Source organism: Maribacter sp. PR1 (assembly GCF_028464145.1).
In the GTDB taxonomy this organism is placed as follows: domain Bacteria; phylum Bacteroidota; class Bacteroidia; order Flavobacteriales; family Flavobacteriaceae; genus Maribacter.
Genome location: NZ_JAQPCG010000003.1, coordinates 56,094 through 78,429 on the forward strand (window position 1 = coordinate 56,094; position 22,336 = coordinate 78,429).

Annotated in this window: 21 protein-coding genes; 7 read left to right on the top strand and 14 right to left on the bottom strand. The window is 38.8% G+C overall.

Translation table 11 applies throughout. From position 1 onward, the window contains the following. Positions 1-2 precede the first annotated feature (2 nt). The gene (locus PP182_RS06695; protein ID WP_272650574.1) at positions 3-881 is read left to right on the top strand and encodes a DMT family transporter; all 879 of its coding nucleotides are present in this window, start codon (positions 3-5) and stop codon (positions 879-881) included. A gap of 72 nt (positions 882-953) precedes the next feature. Here PP182_RS06695 and PP182_RS06700 read toward each other — a convergent pair whose 3' ends face one another. The 3 genes from PP182_RS06700 to panB are packed head-to-tail and all read right to left on the bottom strand — an operon-like array spanning position 954 to position 2,991. Further along, positions 954-1,658, bottom strand: coding sequence for an RluA family pseudouridine synthase (locus tag PP182_RS06700; RefSeq protein ID WP_272650575.1), 705 nt, complete (start codon positions 1,656-1,658; stop codon positions 954-956). A gap of 5 nt (positions 1,659-1,663) precedes the next feature. After that, complete coding sequence (gene lspA / locus PP182_RS06705) at positions 1,664-2,167, bottom strand: signal peptidase II (RefSeq protein ID WP_272650576.1); 504 nt, start codon at positions 2,165-2,167, stop codon at positions 1,664-1,666. 5 nt (positions 2,168-2,172) lie between these two features. Continuing rightward, positions 2,173-2,991: a 3-methyl-2-oxobutanoate hydroxymethyltransferase gene (panB, locus tag PP182_RS06710; RefSeq protein ID WP_272650577.1), complete on the bottom strand. Its 819-nt coding sequence runs from the start codon at positions 2,989-2,991 to the stop codon at positions 2,173-2,175. Between the two features lie 128 nt (positions 2,992-3,119). Here panB and PP182_RS06715 point away from each other — a divergent pair, with 128 nt between their 5' ends. Continuing rightward, positions 3,120-3,584: a nuclear transport factor 2 family protein gene (locus PP182_RS06715; RefSeq protein ID WP_330097979.1), complete on the top strand. Its 465-nt coding sequence runs from the start codon at positions 3,120-3,122 to the stop codon at positions 3,582-3,584. A 27-nt stretch (positions 3,585-3,611) separates the two neighbouring features. On the opposite strand, the gene PP182_RS06720 is transcribed toward PP182_RS06715, so the two are convergent. The 3 genes from PP182_RS06720 to PP182_RS06730 form a co-directional block, all read right to left on the bottom strand. Then, the gene (locus tag PP182_RS06720; protein WP_272650578.1) at positions 3,612-4,664 is read right to left on the bottom strand and encodes a ThuA domain-containing protein; all 1,053 of its coding nucleotides are present in this window, start codon (positions 4,662-4,664) and stop codon (positions 3,612-3,614) included. A 232-nt stretch (positions 4,665-4,896) separates the two neighbouring features. Further along, a complete protein-coding gene (locus tag PP182_RS06725; protein WP_330097980.1) occupies positions 4,897-5,676 on the bottom strand; it encodes a TIGR03915 family putative DNA repair protein in 780 nt (259 codons plus the stop codon). Positions 5,677-5,829: 153 nt separating this feature from the next. After that, positions 5,830-7,092 (bottom strand): putative DNA modification/repair radical SAM protein, encoded by a 1,263-nt coding sequence (locus tag PP182_RS06730; protein ID WP_272650579.1) that lies wholly within the window; start codon positions 7,090-7,092, stop codon positions 5,830-5,832. Positions 7,093-7,283: 191 nt separating this feature from the next. On the opposite strand from PP182_RS06730, the gene PP182_RS06735 reads away from it, so the two are divergent. Further along, a complete protein-coding gene (locus PP182_RS06735) occupies positions 7,284-8,048 on the top strand; it encodes an XRE family transcriptional regulator (protein ID WP_272650580.1) in 765 nt (254 codons plus the stop codon). Between the two features lie 3 nt (positions 8,049-8,051). On the opposite strand, the gene PP182_RS06740 is transcribed toward PP182_RS06735, so the two are convergent. From PP182_RS06740 to PP182_RS06755, 4 genes are read right to left on the bottom strand one after another with little or no spacing between them, the layout of a single operon-like run. After that, positions 8,052-8,480: a GNAT family N-acetyltransferase gene (locus PP182_RS06740; RefSeq protein WP_272650581.1), complete on the bottom strand. Its 429-nt coding sequence runs from the start codon at positions 8,478-8,480 to the stop codon at positions 8,052-8,054. 21 nt (positions 8,481-8,501) lie between these two features. Continuing rightward, complete coding sequence (locus PP182_RS06745) at positions 8,502-9,209, bottom strand: hypothetical protein (protein WP_272650582.1); 708 nt, start codon at positions 9,207-9,209, stop codon at positions 8,502-8,504. Positions 9,210-9,250: 41 nt separating this feature from the next. Beyond that, positions 9,251-10,936 (bottom strand): gamma-glutamyltransferase, encoded by a 1,686-nt coding sequence (gene ggt, locus PP182_RS06750; RefSeq protein WP_272650583.1) that lies wholly within the window; start codon positions 10,934-10,936, stop codon positions 9,251-9,253. Positions 10,937-10,947: 11 nt separating this feature from the next. Then, positions 10,948-11,553, bottom strand: coding sequence for an acyl carrier protein phosphodiesterase (locus tag PP182_RS06755; RefSeq protein WP_272650584.1), 606 nt, complete (start codon positions 11,551-11,553; stop codon positions 10,948-10,950). Between the two features lie 95 nt (positions 11,554-11,648). Here PP182_RS06755 and glmM point away from each other — a divergent pair, with 95 nt between their 5' ends. Beyond that, a complete protein-coding gene (gene glmM / locus PP182_RS06760; RefSeq protein WP_272650585.1) occupies positions 11,649-13,037 on the top strand; it encodes a phosphoglucosamine mutase in 1,389 nt (462 codons plus the stop codon). On the opposite strand, the gene PP182_RS06765 is transcribed toward glmM, so the two are convergent. Both PP182_RS06765 and PP182_RS06770 read right to left on the bottom strand, forming a co-directional pair. Further along, positions 13,034-14,023 carry a sterol desaturase family protein gene (locus PP182_RS06765; RefSeq protein WP_272650586.1) on the bottom strand — a complete coding sequence of 330 codons (990 nt, stop codon included), beginning with the start codon at positions 14,021-14,023 and terminating at the stop codon, positions 13,034-13,036. The two genes, glmM and PP182_RS06765, sit on opposite strands and share 4 nt — an antisense overlap. Positions 14,024-14,099: 76 nt before the next feature. Continuing rightward, positions 14,100-15,008 carry a lysophospholipid acyltransferase family protein gene (locus PP182_RS06770; RefSeq protein WP_272650587.1) on the bottom strand — a complete coding sequence of 303 codons (909 nt, stop codon included), beginning with the start codon at positions 15,006-15,008 and terminating at the stop codon, positions 14,100-14,102. Positions 15,009-15,065: 57 nt separating this feature from the next. On the opposite strand from PP182_RS06770, the gene PP182_RS06775 reads away from it, so the two are divergent. Continuing rightward, positions 15,066-15,719 carry a rhomboid family intramembrane serine protease gene (locus tag PP182_RS06775; RefSeq protein WP_272650588.1) on the top strand — a complete coding sequence of 218 codons (654 nt, stop codon included), beginning with the start codon at positions 15,066-15,068 and terminating at the stop codon, positions 15,717-15,719. 136 nt (positions 15,720-15,855) lie between these two features. Next, the gene (locus tag PP182_RS06780) at positions 15,856-17,511 is read left to right on the top strand and encodes a hypothetical protein (RefSeq protein WP_272650589.1); all 1,656 of its coding nucleotides are present in this window, start codon (positions 15,856-15,858) and stop codon (positions 17,509-17,511) included. Positions 17,512-17,590: 79 nt separating this feature from the next. Here the strand turns inward: PP182_RS06780 and PP182_RS06785 are convergent, their stop codons facing one another. Beyond that, the gene (locus tag PP182_RS06785; RefSeq protein WP_272650590.1) at positions 17,591-18,724 is read right to left on the bottom strand and encodes a TlpA disulfide reductase family protein; all 1,134 of its coding nucleotides are present in this window, start codon (positions 18,722-18,724) and stop codon (positions 17,591-17,593) included. A gap of 111 nt (positions 18,725-18,835) precedes the next feature. Continuing rightward, a complete protein-coding gene (locus PP182_RS06790; protein ID WP_272650591.1) occupies positions 18,836-19,333 on the bottom strand; it encodes a hypothetical protein in 498 nt (165 codons plus the stop codon). 93 nt (positions 19,334-19,426) lie between these two features. Here PP182_RS06790 and PP182_RS06795 point away from each other — a divergent pair, with 93 nt between their 5' ends. Beyond that, complete coding sequence (locus PP182_RS06795; protein ID WP_272650592.1) at positions 19,427-22,333, top strand: FAD-binding and (Fe-S)-binding domain-containing protein; 2,907 nt, start codon at positions 19,427-19,429, stop codon at positions 22,331-22,333. Positions 22,334-22,336 lie beyond the last annotated feature (3 nt).

The window sequence follows — 22,336 nt, forward strand, 5'->3', positions numbered from 1 at the left end:
TTATGAACAGGACACACCTTTCCCATTTGTTGGAATTGAACTTGGCCATGTTATGTATAGCTACTTCGGGACCCTTGGGTAGATACGTTGATTTACCTGTTCCTCTTATTACGGGTATCCGGGGACTTATTGCATTTGTTTTATTGGTGCTTTTTTGTAAATGGAGGAATATTTCCTTAAAAGTCGATAAACAGGATTTACCTATAACGATTGTCACTGGAGTATTAATGGCAACTCATTGGTTGTTCTATTTTTACGCACTGCAGTGGTCTAACGTAGCTATTGGTATGTTATCCCTCTTTACTTATCCAGTAATTACGGCTTTTTTAGAGCCCATTATTTTAAAATCAAAATTGCAAAAAATGCACTTGGTTTTGGGTGGACTTGTTTTAATGGGCATCTATTTCCTTAGTCCAAATTTTAACTTAGAGGATTCTAATACCATAGCAATATTTATGGGGTTAATATCCGCATTATCGTATGCCCTAAGAAATATTATTTTAAAACTAAAAGTTGAAAAATATCAAGGTACCACCCTAATGGTTTACCAAACAGGTACTATTGGGGTGCTTATGTTGCCAGCCCTATTTTTGACTCCGATTAACGATATGCTAGGTCAATGGGAAGGTTTATTGGCATTAGGGGTGATAACCACAGCTGTTGGTCATAGCCTTTTTTTGATGACATTTAAACATTTTAGTATTACTACGGTAAGTATTCTAAGTAGTGTACAGCCAATTTATGGAATATTAATCGGAGTCGTTTTTTTAAATGAGATTCCAAAGACTACAACCATAATTGGAGGTGCACTCATTTTAAGTTCTGTCGTTATTGAAAGCTATAGATCGTCCAAAAAGAAGAATATTGACTCTCTGAGTTAATTTCTAGCGAAATTTCACTAATTAAAGTCAACATAATTTTGACTCCGGAATACCAATTAGAAAACCTAAAATTTATGAGCAGGCATCCCAAATAGGTCCTTTGGGCAATGGTGCAATAAAAGTAAGTTCCTCTTTTTTTACGGGGTGAACAAAACTCAACGTTCTTGCATGTAAATGTATACTGGCATCTTTATTACTCCGGGAAAAACCATATTTTAAATCCCCTTTTATAGGACAACCTATAGCAGTTAGTTGTGACCTGATTTGATGGTGCCTTCCTGTTTTCAAATCAATTTCAAGTAAAAAATAGGAATTTAGTTTTTTTACGAGTCGGTAATCGAGGATTGCTTTCTTGCTATCCTCCACTTCCTTGATGTGGGCGTAGGATTTATTTTGCTTTGGATTTCTCTTTAACCAGTGTATTAACGTGTCCTCGTCTTTTGGTGGAGTTTCCTTGACAACTGCCCAATAGGTCTTTTTTGCCTTTTTTTCTGAAAAAAGCTTATTTAATCGAGGCAGCGCCTTGGATGTTTTGGAAAAAACGACTAAACCGGAGGTCGGCCTATCTAAACGATGGACAACTCCTAGATAAACATTACCTGGCTTGTTATGCTTAACCTTTAAATATTCCTTGACAATTTCGCTTAAAGGGGTGTCTCCAGTTTTATCTCCTTGTACAATGTCACCCGGACGTTTATTAACAACAATAATATGATTGTCCTCGTAAAGTACTTGAAGATTCTTCGGTGTAGAAAGTACCTTGGCAGAATTTCCCATAATGCTTAAACGGTGATTTTCTTTCCGGAAAGTGCAAAAAATAGAATAAGAAGAACTCCTGTAGTAACAGCGACGTCTGCCATGTTAAATATACCGGTCCTAAAGAAGCCTAATCTAATTTGAAAAAAATCAGTTACGGATCCAACGGTTATCCTATCTATCAAATTTCCTATTCCTCCACCTATTACAAAGGCAAATGCCAAAAGCATCCAATTATTGGTTTGGGTTTTGGTCAGTATCCTATAAAGTAAAACCAATAGAACTATTAGCGGAAGCCCTTGGAATAAAATAATTTTAGCGGTAGGAGGGAAGTTTGCCCCAAATCCTAACATTGCGCCTTTGTTCTCAACATTGGTGAGGATAAAATGGTTTTTTATTAAGGGGATGAACTCTTGATGGGATACATTTTCACGGACCACTTTCTTGGATACTTGGTCGCAACCAATGTTCAAAAGCACTAAAACAATAACGGCAAGTCTACTTAATAAAACTTTCCTTTTAGTATTCATATAGATTAGTATTGTTCCTCGTCATTGGGAAAATCCATACTTTTTACATCCTTTACATAATTGGAAATAGCACTTCCCATTTCTTCGTACAGGTTCATGTACCTTCTTAAGAATCTTGGATTAAACTCATGTGTCATTCCTAAAAGATCATGCACAACTAATACTTGGCCATCTGCATGCTTACCTCCACCGATACCAATCGTAGGTATTGTTAATTTTTCTGATACTTTTTTAGTGAGCTCAGCGGGTATTTTCTCGAGAACAATTCCAAAGCATCCTAGTTTTTCTAGCATTGCCGCATCTTCCAGTAATTTTTGAGCTTCCTCTTCTTCTTTTGCCCTTACTGTATAAGTTCCGAATTTATAAATGGATTGCGGAGTTAGGCCTAAGTGCCCCATAACCGGAATACCGGCAGCGAGTATTCGTTTAACGGAATCCTTGATTTCTAGGCCGCCTTCAACTTTAACCGCATGTGCGCCGCTTTCCTTCATTATTCTAATGGCGGACCTAAGGGCTTCCTTAGGGTCACTTTGATAGCTGCCAAATGGTAAATCAACTACAACTAAGGCTCTTTCTACCGCTCTAATTACTGAGGAAGCATGATAAATCATTTGGTCTAGTGTAATGGGCAAGGTAGTCTCATGACCGGCCATTACATTACTTGCGGAATCCCCAACTAAAATTACATCCACTTGTGCAGCATCTACGATTTTTGCCATAGAATAGTCATAGGCCGTAAGCATGGATATTTTCTCACCGTTGCTTTTCATTTCAACTAGAGACTTTACAGTTACTCTTTTATATTCTTTTTTAGCAGTGGACATACATTCGTTTTTAATCTGAGCAAAAGTAATGAGTTTTGATGAAATATCGCTTTTGGCAAGATTTGATCTATTTCAACAAACTATCGGGCATAATCATTATTTTTAAACAATCTTAAATATTTATCGTATTGAAACAATTGTTAATACTCGGCTGTCTCTTTATTTCACTTGGTTTGATAGGGCAATCGGAGGAAGAAACGGAAATTAAGAATACCATCAACTCTTTTTTTTCATCTTTTCACGCCCAAGATTCAGTTGGGATGACAAGTGTGGTGAGTAAAAATGTGGTGCTACAGACTATTGGTGCTAACAAACAGAGGCAGCAAGTATTACGACAAGAGAATTTTAATGACTTGATTCATGCCATAACAAGCATTCCGGATTCCATAAAATTCGAAGAAAAATTGTTGGATTACTCCATACAGGTTGATGGGCCAATGGCCAATGCATGGACTCCATATGAGTTTTGGTTGAATAATACATTCAGTCACTGTGGCGTAAATTCCTTTCAATTATTTAAACAGGAAGGTCAGTGGAAGATTATTTATTTAATCGATACCCGGAGGAGGGAAGGCTGTGCAAACCAACCCTAAAAGTTGAGTTTTTTTTCAAAAATCATTTTAATCGTTCCATTTACGGGACGATGTTACTTTCTCTTTCGGAAAGTCCGTAGGAACCGATTGTGTTACATTACCCGTAGCTGCCCATTCGGCACCTCTTTGAAACGTGGTGATAAACCCTACACCTTCCATGGAATAATCAAAATGTCCCAACGTGGTATGAAAAACACGTCCATCGCCATACTCAATGGCCATCAACTGTGGAACATGTTGTCCAAGACCTTTTACTTCTGGATTCCAGGGAGGCGCATTCTTTTCCACATCCGCATAGGCGGTCGCAAGAATTGTGGCATTCTCAAAAGGACCTCGCATACGTTCATACAGTTCATCCTGGGTGTGTAGCCATTTGCTTGGTAACCCTTTCATTATGGGGTGCTCGGGCGCCCTCGTGGTGAGCTCAAACTCATATTCAGGTCCATGAGATCCACAAACACCCTCCGAATCGTCTATAATCAATTCACCGGCATCGTTGTAATACACATACGGTCCGGTACTTTCGTCCCGACCTCCCCAGGCGCCTAAGGCAATCATTTTATTATATTCTTCCCATTCACCCCAAGGATTGTTTGCGGCGTGCACTACTACAAAGCCTCCACCGTTTGCCATATAATTCTCAAAATCCTTTTTGGTCGACTCGGGCCACATCGCAGAAGATGCTCCTAGATTTGATATAATAACGTCGTATTGGTCAAAATTTATATCAAATCTGGATGTTTCAATGGGCTCGGTAGAAATACCGTACTTTGTTGAGTCCAAAGGGTATTTTTCAATGAATGAGGTGTAAGGTTCAGGTCGTGATTCGTTGTATTTTATTCCGAGCCAAACGGAATCCATTCTATGGATATCTACTTCGAAAAGCTCGGTTTCCTCCAAATAATCTTTCATCATCATCGTAGTCTTGGGCCAGACATAATGGTTGTTTTGCCCATCCAGAATCAGGGCTTTTAGTTGAGTAGGCGGGCTATCGGTAATGGCAGTTTCTTTTTCTTTGGTGTTCTCTTTACAAGCAGCCGCCAATATGACAAGGACCACTAACCACTTTAATTTGTTCATTCTGTTAGATTGTAACTGTTTTCTAAAAGTACTGGAACTTCTTGATATTTACAAAAAGGGTCCAGATTCAATTCAGCAATACTTACTTTCATGGTAAAATCAAAATACGAATAATGAGTTGTATTGAGCTTTCAACCCAGGGTATTATGAACGAGAACCCCGAATTTTATAAAATATTTTCTTGTTTTAAATCAACTCAAATTCATGCACAACTGAATAAAAAAATGTAAAATTACACCGCCTCCTTCTTTTCACTAAGGTATTTCCAGTACCGTTTGGGGACATGCTGGGTATGCAGCTTTTTATTGATACGGGATTTAATGTTGGTGCTCTGGAAATAATTGTTCCATAAACCCTGATATTCATATTCTTCATTGGTGAAAGCATCGTTCTTATTTATGCTGTTCACATGAATGTCTTGCAGGTCCAAGGAAATAAGTTCTACACCCTGCAGGTCATAATATAACCCATACTTGCGTTTTACATCATAGATAATCCATTGTTGGTCCGCATAGCGGGAACGAAAGTGTTTTGAAATTAAGGGAAGCACATCAAAGTCGGGCTCAATAGTGGCAAAATAGATGTCGTCCTTTGTCAATTGAAAACGTATAAAAGCTTCCATTCTGTGTTTTTCCCTACCTACTTTATGTGCCAATTGGTTTATTTTTAGCACGGCATCATCTGAAAAGTCGGACGCCTTATTTTCCCGGCTTCCCATTAGCTTTTGGATATAGTGATAGAGTAGGGGTTCAATACCCTTTTTCTCGCTCAGAAAGGCAAAATAGATATTCTTCACCGCCGTGTTACTTCGGTTCCGGATTCCGTTCCAGACGCGTTTGGCTTTTTCAACATTGGTAAAAATAGTTTCCGTTTCGGCGAACAGTCCATTTTGCGTCTGACCGCTGCGTTGAATATCGGCCTGACTTATTTTCTGTTCAAACCCAATGAAAACAGCAGTTAGAAAACCGTTGAAACTACCGTCGTAAATTAATGTTTTTGAAGTGTTCATCATTCCTATTTATTAAGTTTTGTCAACCTTTTTTTCAACTTACTTTTAAAGGCTATATACTTATATCCCAAGTGAAGTAAGGTTTCCCGACTTTGTCCAAAAAACCCCGATTTTTCCTGCGGATGAAAATTTTCTAAGTTGTTCATATCCTTTTATTTAATTGAAAAGTGCTAGCTGAGTACTATACTGATTTCTAAATTTTCCTACGGAGGTCTGTAAAATCATTCCTTTTATGCGTTCCGCATCTAAATCCCTACGCTCCCAATTGGACGAATCGCAAAGGATAAAAAACTTGGCTCGGTTAAGTGCAACTCCCATCTTCTTGAGATGCTCCCAGTTCAATTTCCTGAATTTTCTCCCATTGATAATCTTGTGAACCGATTTCATTCCAATTCCCGGAATTCGGGCTAACATGCTTTTGTCGGCTTTATTGATATCCACGGGAAAATGATTCAGGTTGCGCAGGGCCCAGCTTAGTTTGGGGTCAACCTCTATATCTAGGTTAGGGTATGCATCGTTCAATAATTCATTTACTGAAAACCCATAAAACCTTAATAACCAATCGGTTTGATATAATCTGTTTTCCCTAAGCATAGGCACTTGAGAACCAATGTCCGGCAATCTTTTGTCATCCGCAACAGGAATATAACCTGAGTAATAGACCCGTTTCATGTTATAGTTCTTGTAAAAGTGCGTTGCGGAATACATAATGTCCTTATCCGATTCACCTGTAGCACCCACAATCATTTGAGTGCTTTGTCCTGCTGGGGCATATTTTGGAGTGCTGCGGATTATTTTCTTCTCGGACTTGTAACGCACGATTTCATTCTTCACCTTAAGCATGGGTTTTAAAAAATCTTCGTGCTTTTTATCAGGAGCCAATAGTTTAAGGCCGGAAATAGTGGGGATTTCTATGTTTACCGATAATCGGTCCGCATATAATCCGGCCTCATACATTAATTCGTCACTTGCTCCGGGAATAGACTTCAAATGAATATAACCATTGAAGTTTTCATCTTCTCTTAACTTTTTGGCGACAGTGATAAGTCGTTCCATGGTATAATCCGGACTTTTAAAAATACCGGAACTCAGAAATAGCCCTTCGATATAATTTCGTCTATAAAAATTGATGGTCAAATCCACCACCTCCTGAATCTTGAAAGCCGCCCGTTTTACATCGTTACTCTTTCTGGTCACACAATACGCACAATCAAATATGCAGTGGTTCGTCAATAGTATTTTTAACAGTGATACACACCTGCCATCCTCGGTATAACTATGGCAGATACCGATGCCCGTACTGTCACCTATACCTTTATTCTTATTTGTGCGGTTACTGCCACTACTGGAACACGAAACATCATACTTGGCCGCATCCGCTAGTATATTCAGTTTTTCTTTAATTCGCTCGAAGTTCATCGGTTATTGTAATAATTCCAAAAATATGGATATATTCCTAATTTTGGAAATAATCCATATTTTATTTTGGAAATAATCCATATTTAGTATATTTGAAGGGAATCAAAGAATTTTGTCTCCTCGAGCGCAGTCGAGAGGTTAAATAGGATGAATTAGGTCTCGACTGCGCTCGACCAGACAGATAAAAGGATATGGAAAACGAGCTTACAATAAAAAGATTTACAGATGTTCGCAGGGAATTAGGGTACACCCAGGCCGAATTTGCGGATCTTCTCGGTGTAAAAAATACCACGGCGGATATAGAACGCGGCCGCACCAAATTATCGGGTAAGGTGGTTTCCGAACTTTTAAAACAATTCAAGATAAATCCGTTATGGTTGTTTGGGGAAAGCGATAATCAATATTTGGAAACCTCACAAACAAGTGTAATCCCTAAAGTAGTGACCGTAGATAGTGCGGACCGAGATAACATGGTTTTGGTCAATGCCAAGGCAGCTGCGGGCTATCCCCAGAATATTTCCGATACAAGTTGGTACAAACAATTACCTGCTTTTGACCTCCCCATTCCGGAATTTAGAAATGCAACCTATAGGGGGTTTCAGGTAGAAGGGGATAGTATGCTGCCCAATTTACAACCGGGCGAATGGGTGTTGGCTCGGGCCATTGAGCACGTAGACCACGTAAGTGCGAACAAAATGTACGTTGTGGTCCTGCAGGATTCTGTAATGGTGAAAAAGATTGAAAAAAGACCGAATTCCAATAATATAACTTTGGTTTCATTAAACGAAACCTATCCACCTTATGAAGTCAAACCCTTTTTAATACAGGAAATTTGGGAAGTAAGTAGTAAAATAACTTTCAATGTGGATGCTACAACGGATAATGGTTTGTTACGGCAACTTCAAGAGTCCATGGAGGAACTTAAAAATCAACTACAACACGTTAAAAAAGTGTAATGCTCAGTTTTGTTTTTTTATATATAGCCCACTGCTTTTTAAGCTAAACCCCAAGCTTTTATAGAGATTGATGGCGGCAGTCCTATGGTGTCCGCTAAACAGTAAAATATCATTCAGTTTTCTTTTTTCGGCTTGTTGCAACAATACTTCCATGAGTTTTCTACCGATTCCCCGTCCTCGATAATTTTCGGAAACTATCACATCCTCAATCATGCCCTTATAACCCGAAACCACTTTGTAATTGGCCATCATGGCAATCCCTATTAATTGATTATCCTCATAACAGACTGCGATATCAACATAATCTTTTTCTTCAAGAATTTTTTTCAGAGGGAGTTGTTTTAGTTCGGCATTGAGCTGTAGATAAAGTTGTGAAAGTTGATTTTGTAAGTCTTCGGTAATTTCATTTTTTGTTAAAAGTGTTACTTCCATAATTCTTAAGGTTATAATATGCTAATGATTGTAGCCTTTAACATCTCCCATGGAGAACTCTAATGGTCCCATTTCATGGGATTTTGGAAGAAATGCACCACTATCGGTTACTAGCCATTCATCCCAAGTGGCCTCTACACCGCCAATAGGTATTATTTTTGCCCAAATTTTAAAACTTTTTGGAAAGCCGCTGGGCTGAAGTATCCATAAATATGAATCGCCCGGGGTGGACCCTCCACTGGAAAAGGTGACCAACAAACCATCTGAGCCATCTTCTAGAGTCACTATCTCACGCTTTGTACCGGAATCGAACACTTTGTACGGAGCGACCAACCAAAAGGAATCATTGTTGTAAAAGTCAATGGCATCTTCTACAACATCTTTATTTTCGTTCGCATTTAGCCGCTTACCATTCTTATAACCAATGCTGGAAAAAGGTGCGATAAGATCAAGGTTTACCCTATACTCATCCCATTGAACCTCCACTTTAGCATTTGCCCTGTCCCACTGGTAAAAATGGGACGCGTTTCTAAAAGACCATTCTATAAAACGGGTATTCTTATATTTTTCATAATTCAATGAGTTCAGCATTTTTTGTGCCAAGGCATCTGCTTCAGGTCCTGATCTTCCTTCGGGCAATGGTTCATTGTAGATGGCAAAGATAAGGCCAAAGCCAACGACCAAAATAAGAAGTAAAATTCCTATAATTTTAAGAAGTTTTTTTAGCATAATTTTTTTTAAGAAAAATAAAATACAACAAATTCATCGCATTAAAAACCAACGGCTGCATCATCCCCACGTTTATCGGCTCCCCCTTCCAGTTTACCATTTGGTAGAACCTTAATGGCGTCCACTTTACCAATAATTGGTGTTCTTTCCTCATTTATAATATAACCCTTCGATTTCATTTCATCTTTCAAGGTTTCTGGAAATCCTTCAGGTTCAAAAATAACCATATCGGGCAGCCATTGATGGTGAAAACGAGGAGCGTTGACCGCTTCCTGCATACTCATATCGAATTCATAGGTGTTTAAAATAGTTTGTGCTACCGCCGTGATAATAGTAGACCCTCCGGGTGTACCGACTACCAACCACAACTTTCCATTTTTCTCTACTATGGTCGGCGTCATGCTGCTCAACATTCTTTTTTCAGCAGCTATGCTGTTTGCTTCGGCTCCAATTAAACCAAACATATTGGGAACCCCAGCTTTGGCACTAAAATCGTCCATCTCGTTATTTAGGAAAAAACCGAGTTCGTCGGAATATAACTTTGATCCATAGGCGCCATTCAAGGTTGTGGTCACGGAAACCGCATTACCTTCCGCATCCACAATAGAATAGTGTGTAGTCTCCATACTTTCCACAATTTGAACATTTCCACGTTCCACTTCGGAGGACTTAGTGGCTTTGTCAAAGGAGAAATTTTCCATTCTATTTTCTAAGTATGTATTACTTAGAAGTACATCCAAGGGAATATTTACAAAATCCGGATCTCCCAAATAATAGTTTCTGTCTGCATAGGCCCTCCGTGCTGCCTCGGTAAATAATTGTATGGTCTTGGGCGAGTTATGGCCAAAATCCGCCACATTATAAGGCTCTATCATCTTAAATATTTGATTTATAGTAACCCCACCGCTACTTGGTGGACTCATAGATATAATCCTCAAATCTTTATATTTAAAAATAATGGGTTGCCTCCATACAGCTTGATACTTTTCCAGATCTTCTTCCGTAATGTATCCCCCATTTTTCTGAATAAATGCTGCTAACTTTTGAGCAGTTTCCCCTTTATAAAACCCATCCCTTCCATGTTCTGCAATCTTACGCATGGTGTTCGCTAAAGCTGGGTATTTTATAATATCTCCTTCCTTAAAAGCTGTGGCAAACTTGGTACTATCACCGTTAACCTCGATAAATTTTTCACGCTGACTTGCCAATCTTCTTTCCTGATTGGCGGTAACCGGTACACCTTGCTCGGCCAACGCTATTACGGGTTTAAAGATTTCCTCTAATGGAAGAGAGCCAAATTTTTTGTGAACCTCAATGATTCCGGCTACTGTACCCGGAACTCCTACAGCCGTGGCTCCAATTGTGCTTTTACCTGGGATAACGTTACCCAACGAATCCAGATACATGTCTTTATGACCTGCCAAAGGGGCCTTTTCCCGATAATCCAAAGATCCCACATCGCCATCTGCTTTTCTATATACCATAAATCCACCTCCACCGAGATTTCCTGCAAAAGGATAAACTACGACCAAGGCCATTTCAGTGGCAACCATAGCATCAAAGGCATTTCCACCTTTTTTCATGATTTCAACGCCAATTTTGGAGGCCTCTTCCCTGGCGGATACCACCATGGCTTTTTCAGTGACTAACCCTGTAGGTGGTACTGGTGCTTTTTTGCAATTAATAAATAGTATGAGGGATAAAAAAAGGAAGGTAAATTTTTTCATTTATAATTCAATTAGGGTTGGTTCTCAATAGGTTTTAGTGTGTTATATTTTTGTTTGGAAAAGATAATTAATTCCTTGAAAAACTGGGTGAACTCCTTTTCAAAATCATCATAGTGCTGTTCTAAATCCACGATGGCAAAGTTCATCTTGGACTTGTTCTGTGTTCTTCTGTTCATGCCGTTCAAAACTTTGGCTATGCCCTCCATATTGGCATAGTTTAGCAACCAATTGTCAGAAATCATATAGGGCATCATACGTTTTGTGCCATCAGGAAGAAATTTATAATGATCTTCTAAGTTGTCGTAAAAATTATTCGCATAATTGTCAAGAGGTACGTCTGAATAATCCGACCAGTTTTTGGCTAAAAAATGGTCATAGAAAATATCCACAATAACACGACTGTAGTGACTATAGTTTTTATGTAAACGTTTACTACTTTTCTTTGGAATTTTGTGGGAATCCGTATAGGTATCTATAAATCGATGCAGAAAAATACCTTGCTGAATTCGATGGGGCAGGTGTTGGAACTTATTTCCACGAATACTATCGGCTATAAAATTGCCAATAGTGATTTCCTTATCGTCAAATGAAAGATAAATATGGGCTAAAAAGTTCATTGACCTTCTTTTGTGTTGTAAAAGTCGAATTTACGAATTGAAGAACTTACAAGTAACCCTATAGCTTTATATTTGCAAAAAACCTAATTCACTTTATGACACTAATAAAATCAATTTCAGGAATACGTGGAACAATTGGAGGTAAACCGGGAGATAACCTTACACCTATAGATGCGGTCAAATTTGCAGCGTCCTATGGTATATGGTTAAAGGAGTATTCCAAAAAGGAGAAACTGAAGGTGGTGATTGGACGTGATGCCAGACTTTCTGGTGAAATGATTCAAAACTTAGTGGTTTCTACCTTGGTAGGTTTAGGAATTGATATTATTGATTTGGATTTATCTACAACACCAACCGTTGAGATTGCTGTTCCGTTGGAAAAAGTAGACGGCGGCATTATTCTTACAGCAAGTCATAACCCCAAACAATGGAATGCCCTAAAGTTGTTGAACGAGCGCGGGGAGTTCTTGGATGCGGCTCAGGGAGCTAAAATCTTGGAAATAGCGGAAAAAGAAGATTTCAATTTCTCCGAGGTGGACCATTTAGGGGAAATAAATAAAAACGACAGCTATATCGATATACATATTGATGAAGTCCTAAACCTTTCGTTGGTGAATGCAGATACCATTAAAAAAGCAAAGTTCAAGGTTGTGGTAGACGGTGTTAATTCAACAGGAGGTATCGCCATCCCCAAACTGTTAAATGAGTTGGGTGTGGAAGTTGTAAAGTTATATTGCGACCCAACCGGACACTTCCCGCATAACCCGGAACCCTTAAAAGAGCATCTTTCGGATATCTGTAAATTGGTGGTTGAGGAAGAGGCCGATTTTGGTATTGTTGTAGACCCCGATGTAGATCGTCTTGCCTTTATAAGTAATGATGGTGAAATGTTTGGTGAGGAATACACGCTTGTAGCCTGTGCTGATTATGTCTTGGGTAAAACAAAGGGAAACACGGTTTCTAACCTTTCATCATCCAGGGCATTAAGGGATATTACCAAAAAACACAGTGGCACCTATGAAGCTGCTGCGGTTGGTGAGGTGAATGTGGTCACTAAAATGAAGGAAAACAAAGCGATTATAGGTGGAGAAGGTAATGGAGGTATTATTTACCCCGAAAGCCATTACGGTAGGGATGCACTCGTTGGAACTGCACTCTTTCTTATGTTAATGGCGGAAAAGGGTGGGACCGTTGCTCAGTTACGAGCAAGTTACCCAAGCTATTTTATGAGCAAAAAGAAAATCCAGTTGACCCCGGAATTGGACGTAGATGCCATTTTAAAATCGATGGCGGAAAAATATAAGGATGAAGAGATTTCAATCATTGATGGTGTAAAAATAGATTTTCCAGATAATTGGGTGCATTTAAGAAAATCGAATACGGAGCCGATTATCAGAATCTATACAGAAGCCAAGAGTCAAACAGAAGCGGATGCATTGGCCGACCGAATTATTGGTGAAATAATGAAAATAGCAGGGATTTAAGTTGATCTGCTGGTTAAGTATTGGGACCTTACAATTTTAGAAGTTTTATGCTCCCCTGTATGACTCCATCCAGGGGGCATAAATATATAGGAAAGCTTGTTTTTAATTCCGGGTGCACTGATTACATCTTTACCCAAGGCAATAATTTCACCAAAGTATACATCGATAAAGTTACCACTGTTTATTTTACGGGTGATACCGTATTCAGGCTTTATTTTTGGTTGTTCTTCTTGGTAGGTGCCAAAAACCCGGTCCCAAATATTCAATAGATTACAGAAGTTAGTGTCTATGTAAAGCGGATTTCTGGCATGATGAACCCTATGATGTGAGGGAGTTAGCATTATTTTATTTAAGAATCCGAATCGTGCGTCTTTGACCATATTTTCCCCAACGTGTATAAAGGCACCATAGGTTCCGTCTATGAACATGATTAAAAATAACATAGCTGGTTCTACGCCCAGTAGTAAACAAACCGTGGTTCTTATGGTGTCAGCATATGGGGCTTCCAGAAAAAAATGCGCATAGGTAACGGAGAGATTCATATCCTCAGGAGTATGATGTGTGGCATGTAAACACCAAAAAAGCCTGACCTTATGACCCAGGTAATGGTAAATGAAATGGCCAAATTCCCAGATGATATAAGCATATATAAACCAATACCAAGTGGGGCCTGTTTGGAATATGGCTAGCGGTTGAAACCAGCCAATACATAAAGTGACCATGGCAATGGCAATGAACCTTCCCACAAACCTGTTGAAGATATAAATTAAAAAATTTACTTTATAAACTTTAGTCTGGGGTTTTTTATAGATGAATCCCAGTATTAATTCCAGTAATAATAGTAACGGGATGATGGGGTAGATGAGACTTTTAACACCATCAAAGGTTCTAAAAGAACTAAAGTCACCAGTTTTGATTATTTCCCATGCTTGTGAAATACCTAGAAATCCAACAATTTCATTATATAAAGTTTCTAAAAATTCCATTACTCTTGATTATATCAACTAAAATATTGATAAAACTTGATAAAGTAATAATTTTTATGATGGGGAAGAGTTATGACTATTTTCTGTAAGAAGAAGTCTTTGCAAAGTGGGCCGGAGTTTTGTCCCTATGTTTCCACCTTTTATGTGTCCATAGATAATGTTCTGGTTTTTCTTTGATCTGTTGTTCGGTCAGCCTAAGAAAAGCTTCGGTAATTTCATTTTCTTCCGTATCCTTTCCATTTTCGGTAATGGTTATAAATTTCGCTTGATAATACCCGCGTTTCACCTTACTAACTTTCAAGAAAACAACGGCCAAGCCCAACTTTCTTGCCATGGTTTCTGCTCCATTGAAAATAGGCACCTTAACACCCATAAACTCTGACCAATATTGCGCTTTTTGTACCATAGGAGATTGGTCGCTAACCATACCAAATATGCCAATAACACCATCTCGTTTATCCCTAACTACCGTTTTTACTGTTTGTTGCTGTGTAATTAAGGTGGTGTTCCATCGCTCTCTGACACTTTTTATAAAGCGATCAAAATATGTATTTCCAATCTTTTGGTACACGGCATACCCTTTGGAGTTGACATAATTGTTCATACTTACGTTCCATTCCCAATTGGCATAGTGGGAGCAAACTACAAGAATACTCCGCTTTTTTTCAATTTCTTTTATGACCTCGATATTAAGGACATTATACTTCTGTTTAATTTGATCCTTGTTCAAATTCATGGTTTTTACCATTTCAAGGAACATATCGCACATATGCCTGTAAAAATCCTTTTCAATTCTTTGGATTTCAATGGCGGTCTTTTCAGGAAAAACAAGATTCAAATTTTCCTGTACTACTTTTCTTCTGTATCCTATTACCTTATAGACCAAAAAGAATACAAAATCGGAAAATCCATAAAAAATTCGATGTGGTAAAATGGAAATAATCCATAAAAATGGATACACTAAAATAAAAACCAGTAGTTGCATGCCTTGGGTTTTAATGGGCAAATATAGCTATATTTGAAACCTTAATAATGTAACTACATGTACAACTTGGACATCGCCACAATTGCCATTCTGGCCGCAAATATTATTGTTTCTCTTAAGGGCTTTAATGATAGTTACTTTTTTGACAGATATAAATTTAGTATCGGTGCAATTAAAAGTGGACAAAAGGAAAGAATGCTGACCTCAGGTTTTTTGCATGTTGATATTGCCCATTTATTCTTTAATATGTTCACTTTGTATTTCTTCGCCAATGTGGTCATCAACTGGTTTGGACAAGGGAAGTTCATTATTATTTATTTCATAAGTCTGTTAGCAGGTAGTCTTTTGGCCTTATTTTTTCACAAGGACGAACCCTACTACAGTGCTGTAGGGGCCAGTGGGGCCGTTACTGGTATCTTGTATGCGGCTATTCTACTACAACCTAATGATAGTTTGTATTTAATGTTTATTCCCGTTCCTATACCGGCGTATATTTTAGGTATTGGCTACCTCTTATATTCTATATATGGTATGAAAAGTCGTTTGGGAAATATTGGTCATACAGCACATTTTGGTGGAGCGGTAGGAGGTTATCTCACTACATTATTATTTATGCCTAGTCTTCTTGCGACCGATACGTTAATGGTAATCCTTTTGGCATTACCGATTATCCTTCTTTTTGTGTTGGCTAAACTGGGAAAATTGAATTAAGTAATACTATTCTTACAAAATATAATTATTGGTATTGTTTTTTGTGCATTTCATCGAATAACAGCTTACTATTATAAGACGAGGGGGTTTGGTTCGTTCTTGATGGACTAAATAAAAACCAAATCTTATTTCAATTATGAGAAGATTCCCCTTGTTGGCAGCCGCTACGTTTACTTTGTTTTTTTCCTGTAGCGATGAAACAACCGTTTACGAAGATCCCAATAACAACAATAACCTTAGATTGGAGTCTAACGAAAATATTTTGGAGAGTAGCATAGTTTACGATGAAGCCGGTGTTCTGGATATTTTGGATGAAGCTACTATCACAGGTAAATTTGCTTCTAGTTCCAAAGTTCAACCTGCAGGTGATTACCCCTTAACTTTGGTCGCTCAAGTAGATGTTCCTTCGTTTCAAGGAGGACAGAATTTGACTGCCTCGCATGTTGTGGTTGATGGTGACTATGCCTATGTGTCCTATAACACTGTAGATGCCAACTTTGTTGGCGCTGTAGATATTGTTAATGTTAAGAATCCAACAAACCCGAGAGTAACTTCGCGATTATATTATACCAATGCCGATATCAATGCAATTGCATATGATAATGGTTATGTGTATTTAGCAGGTGGTGTAGATTCTGAACTTTCGGTGACCGCGACTGCAAACTCCTTTGTGGCCAAGATAATGGTTTACAATGGAAGGTTTGACCTGGACTCAGGAATAACCTACGGCTTTCAGGAAGGGTACAATGCAACGGATGTAGAAGTAGTTGCCAATAAAGTAATTGTTACGAGTGGACAAGAAGGATTTGTTAGGGTTTACAATAAATCGGATTTATCAACTATTGTTGAGGCTCCCTATTTAGATTTAAGAGCGGTTGCGGCGAATGAATCTAATATTGCCGTACTGGATGCCAGTGCCGGAGTTTCAATTCTAGATCAAAGTTTAAATACAATTAAGGATATCGCTATTGATTCCGATTTTGGAGTCAATACGAAGCGTACATTGGATTTTTACGGAGAAAATATTATAGTTTCTGAAGGGTCTAAAGGGGCTGGAGTTTACAATGGTAGCAATGGAAGCTTTGTTGAATATATACCCATTTTATTAGATCCTGAGACCGTTGACGATAGCGATGTTGTAACCAATGCGGTTGCAACCAATGAAGATGTATTGTTGATGGCCAATGGTGGAGCAGGTCTGTGCCTATCCGAAAATAAGGATACCTCTGCTGATACCAGCTTGGTAGGAATAATTCAACTAGAAGGATCTATTAACTTTGTAGCTTCCAAAGACGATTATATTTTTGCGGCCTCTGGTTTAGAGGGTTTACAGATTATAAAACTGAATAGGCCTGATGAGAGTTTAGTAGCTCGTTGCTCCGATTTGATAGCCTATTCTGGAAGTGCTAACCTCAATGTGAATGGGGGTGAAAACCTATCTTTTCGTGGTTCTAAAAGGTTTAATAGTCTGAATATAGGTGGTTCACTATTACTTTGCGGATCATGGACAGTAAAAGAAAATGTCAATATTAACCAAGATGCGCTTTTTGAGATGAACGGAACATTTGTCGTAGGACGTAATAACAGGAAGAGAAACGTAAATGTAAATAATGGAGCCAAGTTACGAGTAGAAGGTAATCTTACAATCTATGGAGATTTAGTCTTAAACGATGGCGCTACAATTGAATTTATTGGAGAGAATTCCGTAGCTAATATCTTTGGAAGAGTAATAAGGAATGGTGATACAAATGTCAGTGGAACTTTTAGGGATGTTAGGAATAAATTTCAATAATTTTTTAAAAAGCCTACTCAAATAAAAAAAGCACGAACGGTTTATCCGTTCGTGCTTTTTTATTCTAGCAAATGCGGTCTTAGTTTAATAGCTCCGCCACTTTCTCTTCCAAAGCAGGACCTCTTAAGTTCTTGGCCACTATGACCCCGTTTTCATCCAATAAGAAGGCTGCAGGTATTGCGTCAACATTGTAAAGCCTTGCTATTTCATCCTCAAAATAAGCTATGTTAGAAATATGGTTCCAATCCAGGTTGTCATCGGCAATGGCCTTTTTCCAAGCTTCTGCGGTTTTATCCAAAGATACGCCCACTACATTTAAACCTTTATCGTGGTACTTTTCATAAACGGAGACAATATTGGGGTTCTCGGCACGGCAGGGTCTGCACCATGCGGCCCAAAAGTCTATTAAAGTGGCTTTTCCCATTAAATTTTTTAGCTCTAAGGTCTCACCTTCTGGATTTGGTCCCGAAAAATTTGGAGCGGCAGATCCTATTGAAGTATTCTTTTCTGCTTCTTCAGCTTTCTTTAAACGCTCCAGCGTTTCAATAACCTGCTGTCCTGGTTTGGATTCTTTTATCTCAGGGGAGAAAGCATCGTACAATCTTTGGATTTCTTCAGATTCCAAAGTTTTAGTGTTGGCCGCTCTTTCCAAAAGCAAGGCCGATATAAGTGCATTGGGGTTCTCCTCAACAAATTTTACTTCGAAACCTTGATACTCTTCGGTAAGTTCCCTCATTTCGTCTTGCAAAGCTGCAATATTCTCTGGAGAACCACCAGAGGTCGTCGCACGTTGTAAATCCTCTTGAATCGACTTCGCTTGAAGCGAAATCTTTCTGGACTCTTCCATATAGTTGGAGAAGTAGTCATTTTGAGGCGTTCCTCCGATTTCGGCAAATCCGAGACTATCAATGGAGGCATTGAAATCTATACCCCCATTTTCAAGAATAATAGCAGTATACCCTTGTGCCTTGTCTACAAATATATAATGAAGCTCAGGCTTTTCTGAAGCTCCGGTAAACTCAAAATTACCTTCGGTAACGGTAGTCGTGTCCACTTCTATAGGTTGATTGTTGTCTCCTATTTTTTTAAGAAAAACTTGAGTGCCGTCTTCTAAATCTCCTCTAAGGGAACCATTAATGGTGTACCCATCCGATGATGGATTACAGCTAAAGATTAGTATTAACCCAAGTAAAAGCAATAGTGAATTTCTCATGTTTTCTTTTTAATGAAGTGCAAAGGTAATTATATTATATAACAGGATAAAAAAAGCCCTTCAACAAAATGCTGAAGGGCTTTGGTTTTCTTTGGGTTGCTTTTCAATTACTTAGAACTGATACCTAACCCCTAATCCTATATCAAAGTCAAAATTATCATTAAATCCATCATATCCTAGTACTCCAATTTCAGGTCTAAAATCCAAGGACAGCAATAGGGGAATGTCAAAATTGTATTCTACACCAATATCTCCGGCTGCAAAAACAAATAGGCCGCCATCGCCCTCATAATCTGGTATTCCTGGACTAAAATCTACACTGCCAACTCCTCCACCTACACCGTAATACCAGTTAAAACCGCCATCTATAGGTCTTACCCATTGATAAAGTCCAGCTAGTTTAAAGGCATCATAATTTCTACTATCCCTCCAACCCAGGTCAAATTCTGCCCTATTGGTTCTTCCAATGGATTTTTGGTAAGAAATTTCAGCTCCAAATCCATCACTGTCACCCAAACGCAAACCTAAGGCATGGTCGGATATCTCCTGTCCGCTCATGGAAATTGTACCCATAAAAATAATCAGAGATAAAAATTTTAAAATCTTCATATATTCTAGTTTTAAATTATTAACAAAAAGCAACAATCATGGTTATGTTGCTCACACAATAAAACTTAATTTAGCGATCAAAATTGTGCTACCTTGAATTTATTATTATCTCATTTAGAAAAGAATTTACAGGGGGAACTGCGAATAGATAAGCTTTACAAATCCTTGTATGCCACGGATGCCTCCGTGTATCGAAAAATTCCCTTGGCGGTAGCTTTTCCGGAGACCAAGGAGGACATTAAAACCCTTATTTCCTTTGCCAATACGCATAAAATTGGTCTCATTCCAAGAACTGCAGGAACTTCACTTGCCGGGCAATGTGTGGGTGAGGGCATTGTGGTGGACGTCTCTAGGCATTTTACGGAAATTCTTCATTTGGATAAAGAAAAGAAACAGGTTACGGTACAACCAGGGGTAATTCGGGATGAACTCAATCTTTATTTAAAACCATTTGGTCTTTTCTTTGGGCCAAACACATCCACCTCCAATAGGTGTATGCTTGGTGGAATGGTCGGTAACAATTCCTCAGGAACCACTTCCATTCAATATGGGGTAACACGGGACAAGGTGGTTTCCATGAAAACCATTTTGTCGGATGGAAGCGAAGCTGAATTCAGTGGACTTTCTTCCTCAGAAATAGCGCAAAAGAAGTCGTTGGAATCATTTGAATCTTTAGTTTATAAAAATGTTTTTAAAGAATTAAATAACAGCAAGATACGTGAAGAAATTATAAGAGAGTTTCCTAAATCCTCCATTCATAGGAGAAATACGGGGTATGCGGTAGACGAACTTTTAAAATCCGAAGTTTTTGGAGGTGATGAACATACTTTAAATCTAGGGAAACTGCTCTGCGGTAGTGAGGGTACCTTGGCTTTTACGACGGAGTTAACATTGCAATTGGATGACTTGCCTCCAAGGCTTTCCGCAATGGTGGTTACACATTACCATACTTTGGAGGATTGCCTTATGGATGTTGTTCCCGTTATGGAGCATTCGCTTTATCTCTGTGAGATGATGGATAAGGTTATTTTGGATTGTACCAAGAACAACAGGGCGCAATTGGCTAACCGATTCTTTGTGGAAGGAGACCCAGCAGCTTTATTAATGCTTCAGGTGAGCGCTGATGATGAGCAGGCATTGGATGTTGAGGTAAAAAAACTTTTGGCAACCATTGAAAAGTCCGGACTTAGCTATGCTAATCCAGTTTTAATAGGTGATAATATCAACAAGGCGATTGAATTACGTAAGGCCGGGTTAGGTCTTTTAGGGAATATCGTTGGGGATATGAAGGCTGTGGCCTGCATTGAGGACACCGCTGTAGCGGTGGAGGATTTAAGGGATTTTATTGGAGAATTTACCCAAATTATGAAGGGGTACGGTCAAAGTGCTGTCTACTATGCCCATGCGGGAGCGGGGGAACTTCACTTAAGGCCCATACTTAATCTTAAAAAGTCTACCGATGTAGGTTTGTTCAGAAACATAACTACGGACGTTGCAAAACTTACCAAGAAGTTCAAGGGCTCCTTTAGTGGTGAGCATGGGGATGGTATTGTAAGGGCTGAGTTTTTGCCTCTAATGATTGGCGACAAGAATTACGAATTGTTAAAACGCATTAAAACCTATTTTGACCCCAATAACATTTTCAACCCAGGTAAGATTGTGGATGCTTATCCCATGGATGAATCCTTTCGATATGAAATAGACCGAAATGAGCCAGATGTACCCACTTTAATGGATTTTTCTGATAGTGAAGGTATATTAAAGGCTGCAGAAAAATGTAATGGAAGCGGGGATTGCCGGAAGACCCACCATATGAAAGGCGGTATGTGTCCTAGTTATCACGTCACTAAAAATGAAAAGGATACCACGAGGGGTAGGGCCAATGCCTTACGAGAGTTTTTGACAAATTCAGAGAAGTCCAACGCCTTTGATAGCAAGGAACTTAAGGAGGTTTTTGACCTATGTTTAAGTTGCAAAGCTTGTGCCAGTGAATGTCCTAGTAATGTAGATGTCGCTACCTTAAAGGCCGAATTTCTGTATCAGTATCAAGAAACGAATGGCTATCCACTGCGAGGAAAATTGTTCGCATATAACACGAACCTTAATAAATTGGGAAGTAAATTATCCGGACTAACGAATGCCGTGTACGATTCCAAATTACTAGGAGGGCTTTTAAAAAAATCGGCGGGTGTAGCGCCCGAAAGGAACTTACCAAAAGTTTATAGTGTTGATTTCAATAAATACCTCCAAGATATTAAAAAACAACACGCTATATCTAAAGAAAAGGTGGTATTGTATATTGATGAATTTACCAGGTATTTAGATGTTGAGGTGGGTAAGGATGCCATTAAACTCTTGGTTAGTTTGGGATATGAAGTGGAGCTTTTCTATGCCGAAAGTGGCAGAACATTTTTATCCAAGGGTTTTTTGAAGCAGGCTAAGGCTTTGGTGGAAAAGAATACCCTTGCTTTATTGGATTATGCGGAGAAAGGATGGCCTGTGCTTGGTCTGGAACCATCTGCTGTATTGTCTTTTAGGGATGAATACAAGCGTCTTTCTAACAATAGTGAAGTCGCGAACCGTATTGCTGAAAATGCGTATTTAATAGAGGAATTCTTGGCAAAGGAAATACAGGAGGGAAATTTAGAATCCAATTTATTTACCGATGAAAGGCTAGACATAAAAATTCATAATCACTGTCACCAAAAAGCCTTAAGCAACCAAAAAGTAACCTTTGATGTGTTGAATCTTCCAACAAATTATAAGGTCACTATAATTCCATCAGGTTGTTGTGGTATGGCAGGTTCCTTTGGTTACGAAAAAGAACACTACGTAATAAGTATGAAGGTAGGTGCCCTAAAACTTTTTCCGGCGATTTCCAATGCCAATCCGGAAACTGTAATAGCGGCTAATGGTACGAGTTGCCGACATCAAATCTTCGATGGAACCAAAAGGATTGCGCAACACCCCGTAAGTATCTTGAAAAAAGCGTTGAAATAAGGT

What these genes read in the sequence shown, in the direction of transcription:
- PP182_RS06695 (WP_272650574.1), top strand. Translation starts at nt 3, where the DNA reads ATGAACAGGACACACCTTTCCCATTTGTTGGAATTGAACTTGGCCATG.
- PP182_RS06700 (WP_272650575.1), bottom strand. Translation starts at nt 1,658, where the DNA reads ATGGGAAATTCTGCCAAGGTACTTTCTACACCGAAGAATCTTCAAGTA.
- lspA (WP_272650576.1), bottom strand. Translation starts at nt 2,167, where the DNA reads ATGAATACTAAAAGGAAAGTTTTATTAAGTAGACTTGCCGTTATTGTT.
- panB (WP_272650577.1), bottom strand. Translation starts at nt 2,991, where the DNA reads ATGTCCACTGCTAAAAAAGAATATAAAAGAGTAACTGTAAAGTCTCTA.
- PP182_RS06720 (WP_272650578.1), bottom strand. Translation starts at nt 4,664, where the DNA reads ATGAACAAATTAAAGTGGTTAGTGGTCCTTGTCATATTGGCGGCTGCT.
- PP182_RS06725 (WP_330097980.1), bottom strand. Translation starts at nt 5,676, where the DNA reads ATGATGAACACTTCAAAAACATTAATTTACGACGGTAGTTTCAACGGT.
- PP182_RS06730 (WP_272650579.1), bottom strand. Translation starts at nt 7,092, where the DNA reads ATGAACTTCGAGCGAATTAAAGAAAAACTGAATATACTAGCGGATGCG.
- PP182_RS06735 (WP_272650580.1), top strand. Translation starts at nt 7,284, where the DNA reads ATGGAAAACGAGCTTACAATAAAAAGATTTACAGATGTTCGCAGGGAA.
- PP182_RS06740 (WP_272650581.1), bottom strand. Translation starts at nt 8,480, where the DNA reads ATGGAAGTAACACTTTTAACAAAAAATGAAATTACCGAAGACTTACAA.
- PP182_RS06745 (WP_272650582.1), bottom strand. Translation starts at nt 9,209, where the DNA reads ATGCTAAAAAAACTTCTTAAAATTATAGGAATTTTACTTCTTATTTTG.
- ggt (WP_272650583.1), bottom strand. Translation starts at nt 10,936, where the DNA reads ATGAAAAAATTTACCTTCCTTTTTTTATCCCTCATACTATTTATTAAT.
- PP182_RS06755 (WP_272650584.1), bottom strand. Translation starts at nt 11,553, where the DNA reads ATGAACTTTTTAGCCCATATTTATCTTTCATTTGACGATAAGGAAATC.
- glmM (WP_272650585.1), top strand. Translation starts at nt 11,649, where the DNA reads ATGACACTAATAAAATCAATTTCAGGAATACGTGGAACAATTGGAGGT.
- PP182_RS06765 (WP_272650586.1), bottom strand. Translation starts at nt 14,023, where the DNA reads ATGGAATTTTTAGAAACTTTATATAATGAAATTGTTGGATTTCTAGGT.
- PP182_RS06770 (WP_272650587.1), bottom strand. Translation starts at nt 15,008, where the DNA reads ATGCAACTACTGGTTTTTATTTTAGTGTATCCATTTTTATGGATTATT.
- PP182_RS06775 (WP_272650588.1), top strand. Translation starts at nt 15,066, where the DNA reads ATGTACAACTTGGACATCGCCACAATTGCCATTCTGGCCGCAAATATT.
- PP182_RS06780 (WP_272650589.1), top strand. Translation starts at nt 15,856, where the DNA reads ATGAGAAGATTCCCCTTGTTGGCAGCCGCTACGTTTACTTTGTTTTTT.
- PP182_RS06785 (WP_272650590.1), bottom strand. Translation starts at nt 18,724, where the DNA reads ATGAGAAATTCACTATTGCTTTTACTTGGGTTAATACTAATCTTTAGC.
- PP182_RS06790 (WP_272650591.1), bottom strand. Translation starts at nt 19,333, where the DNA reads ATGAAGATTTTAAAATTTTTATCTCTGATTATTTTTATGGGTACAATT.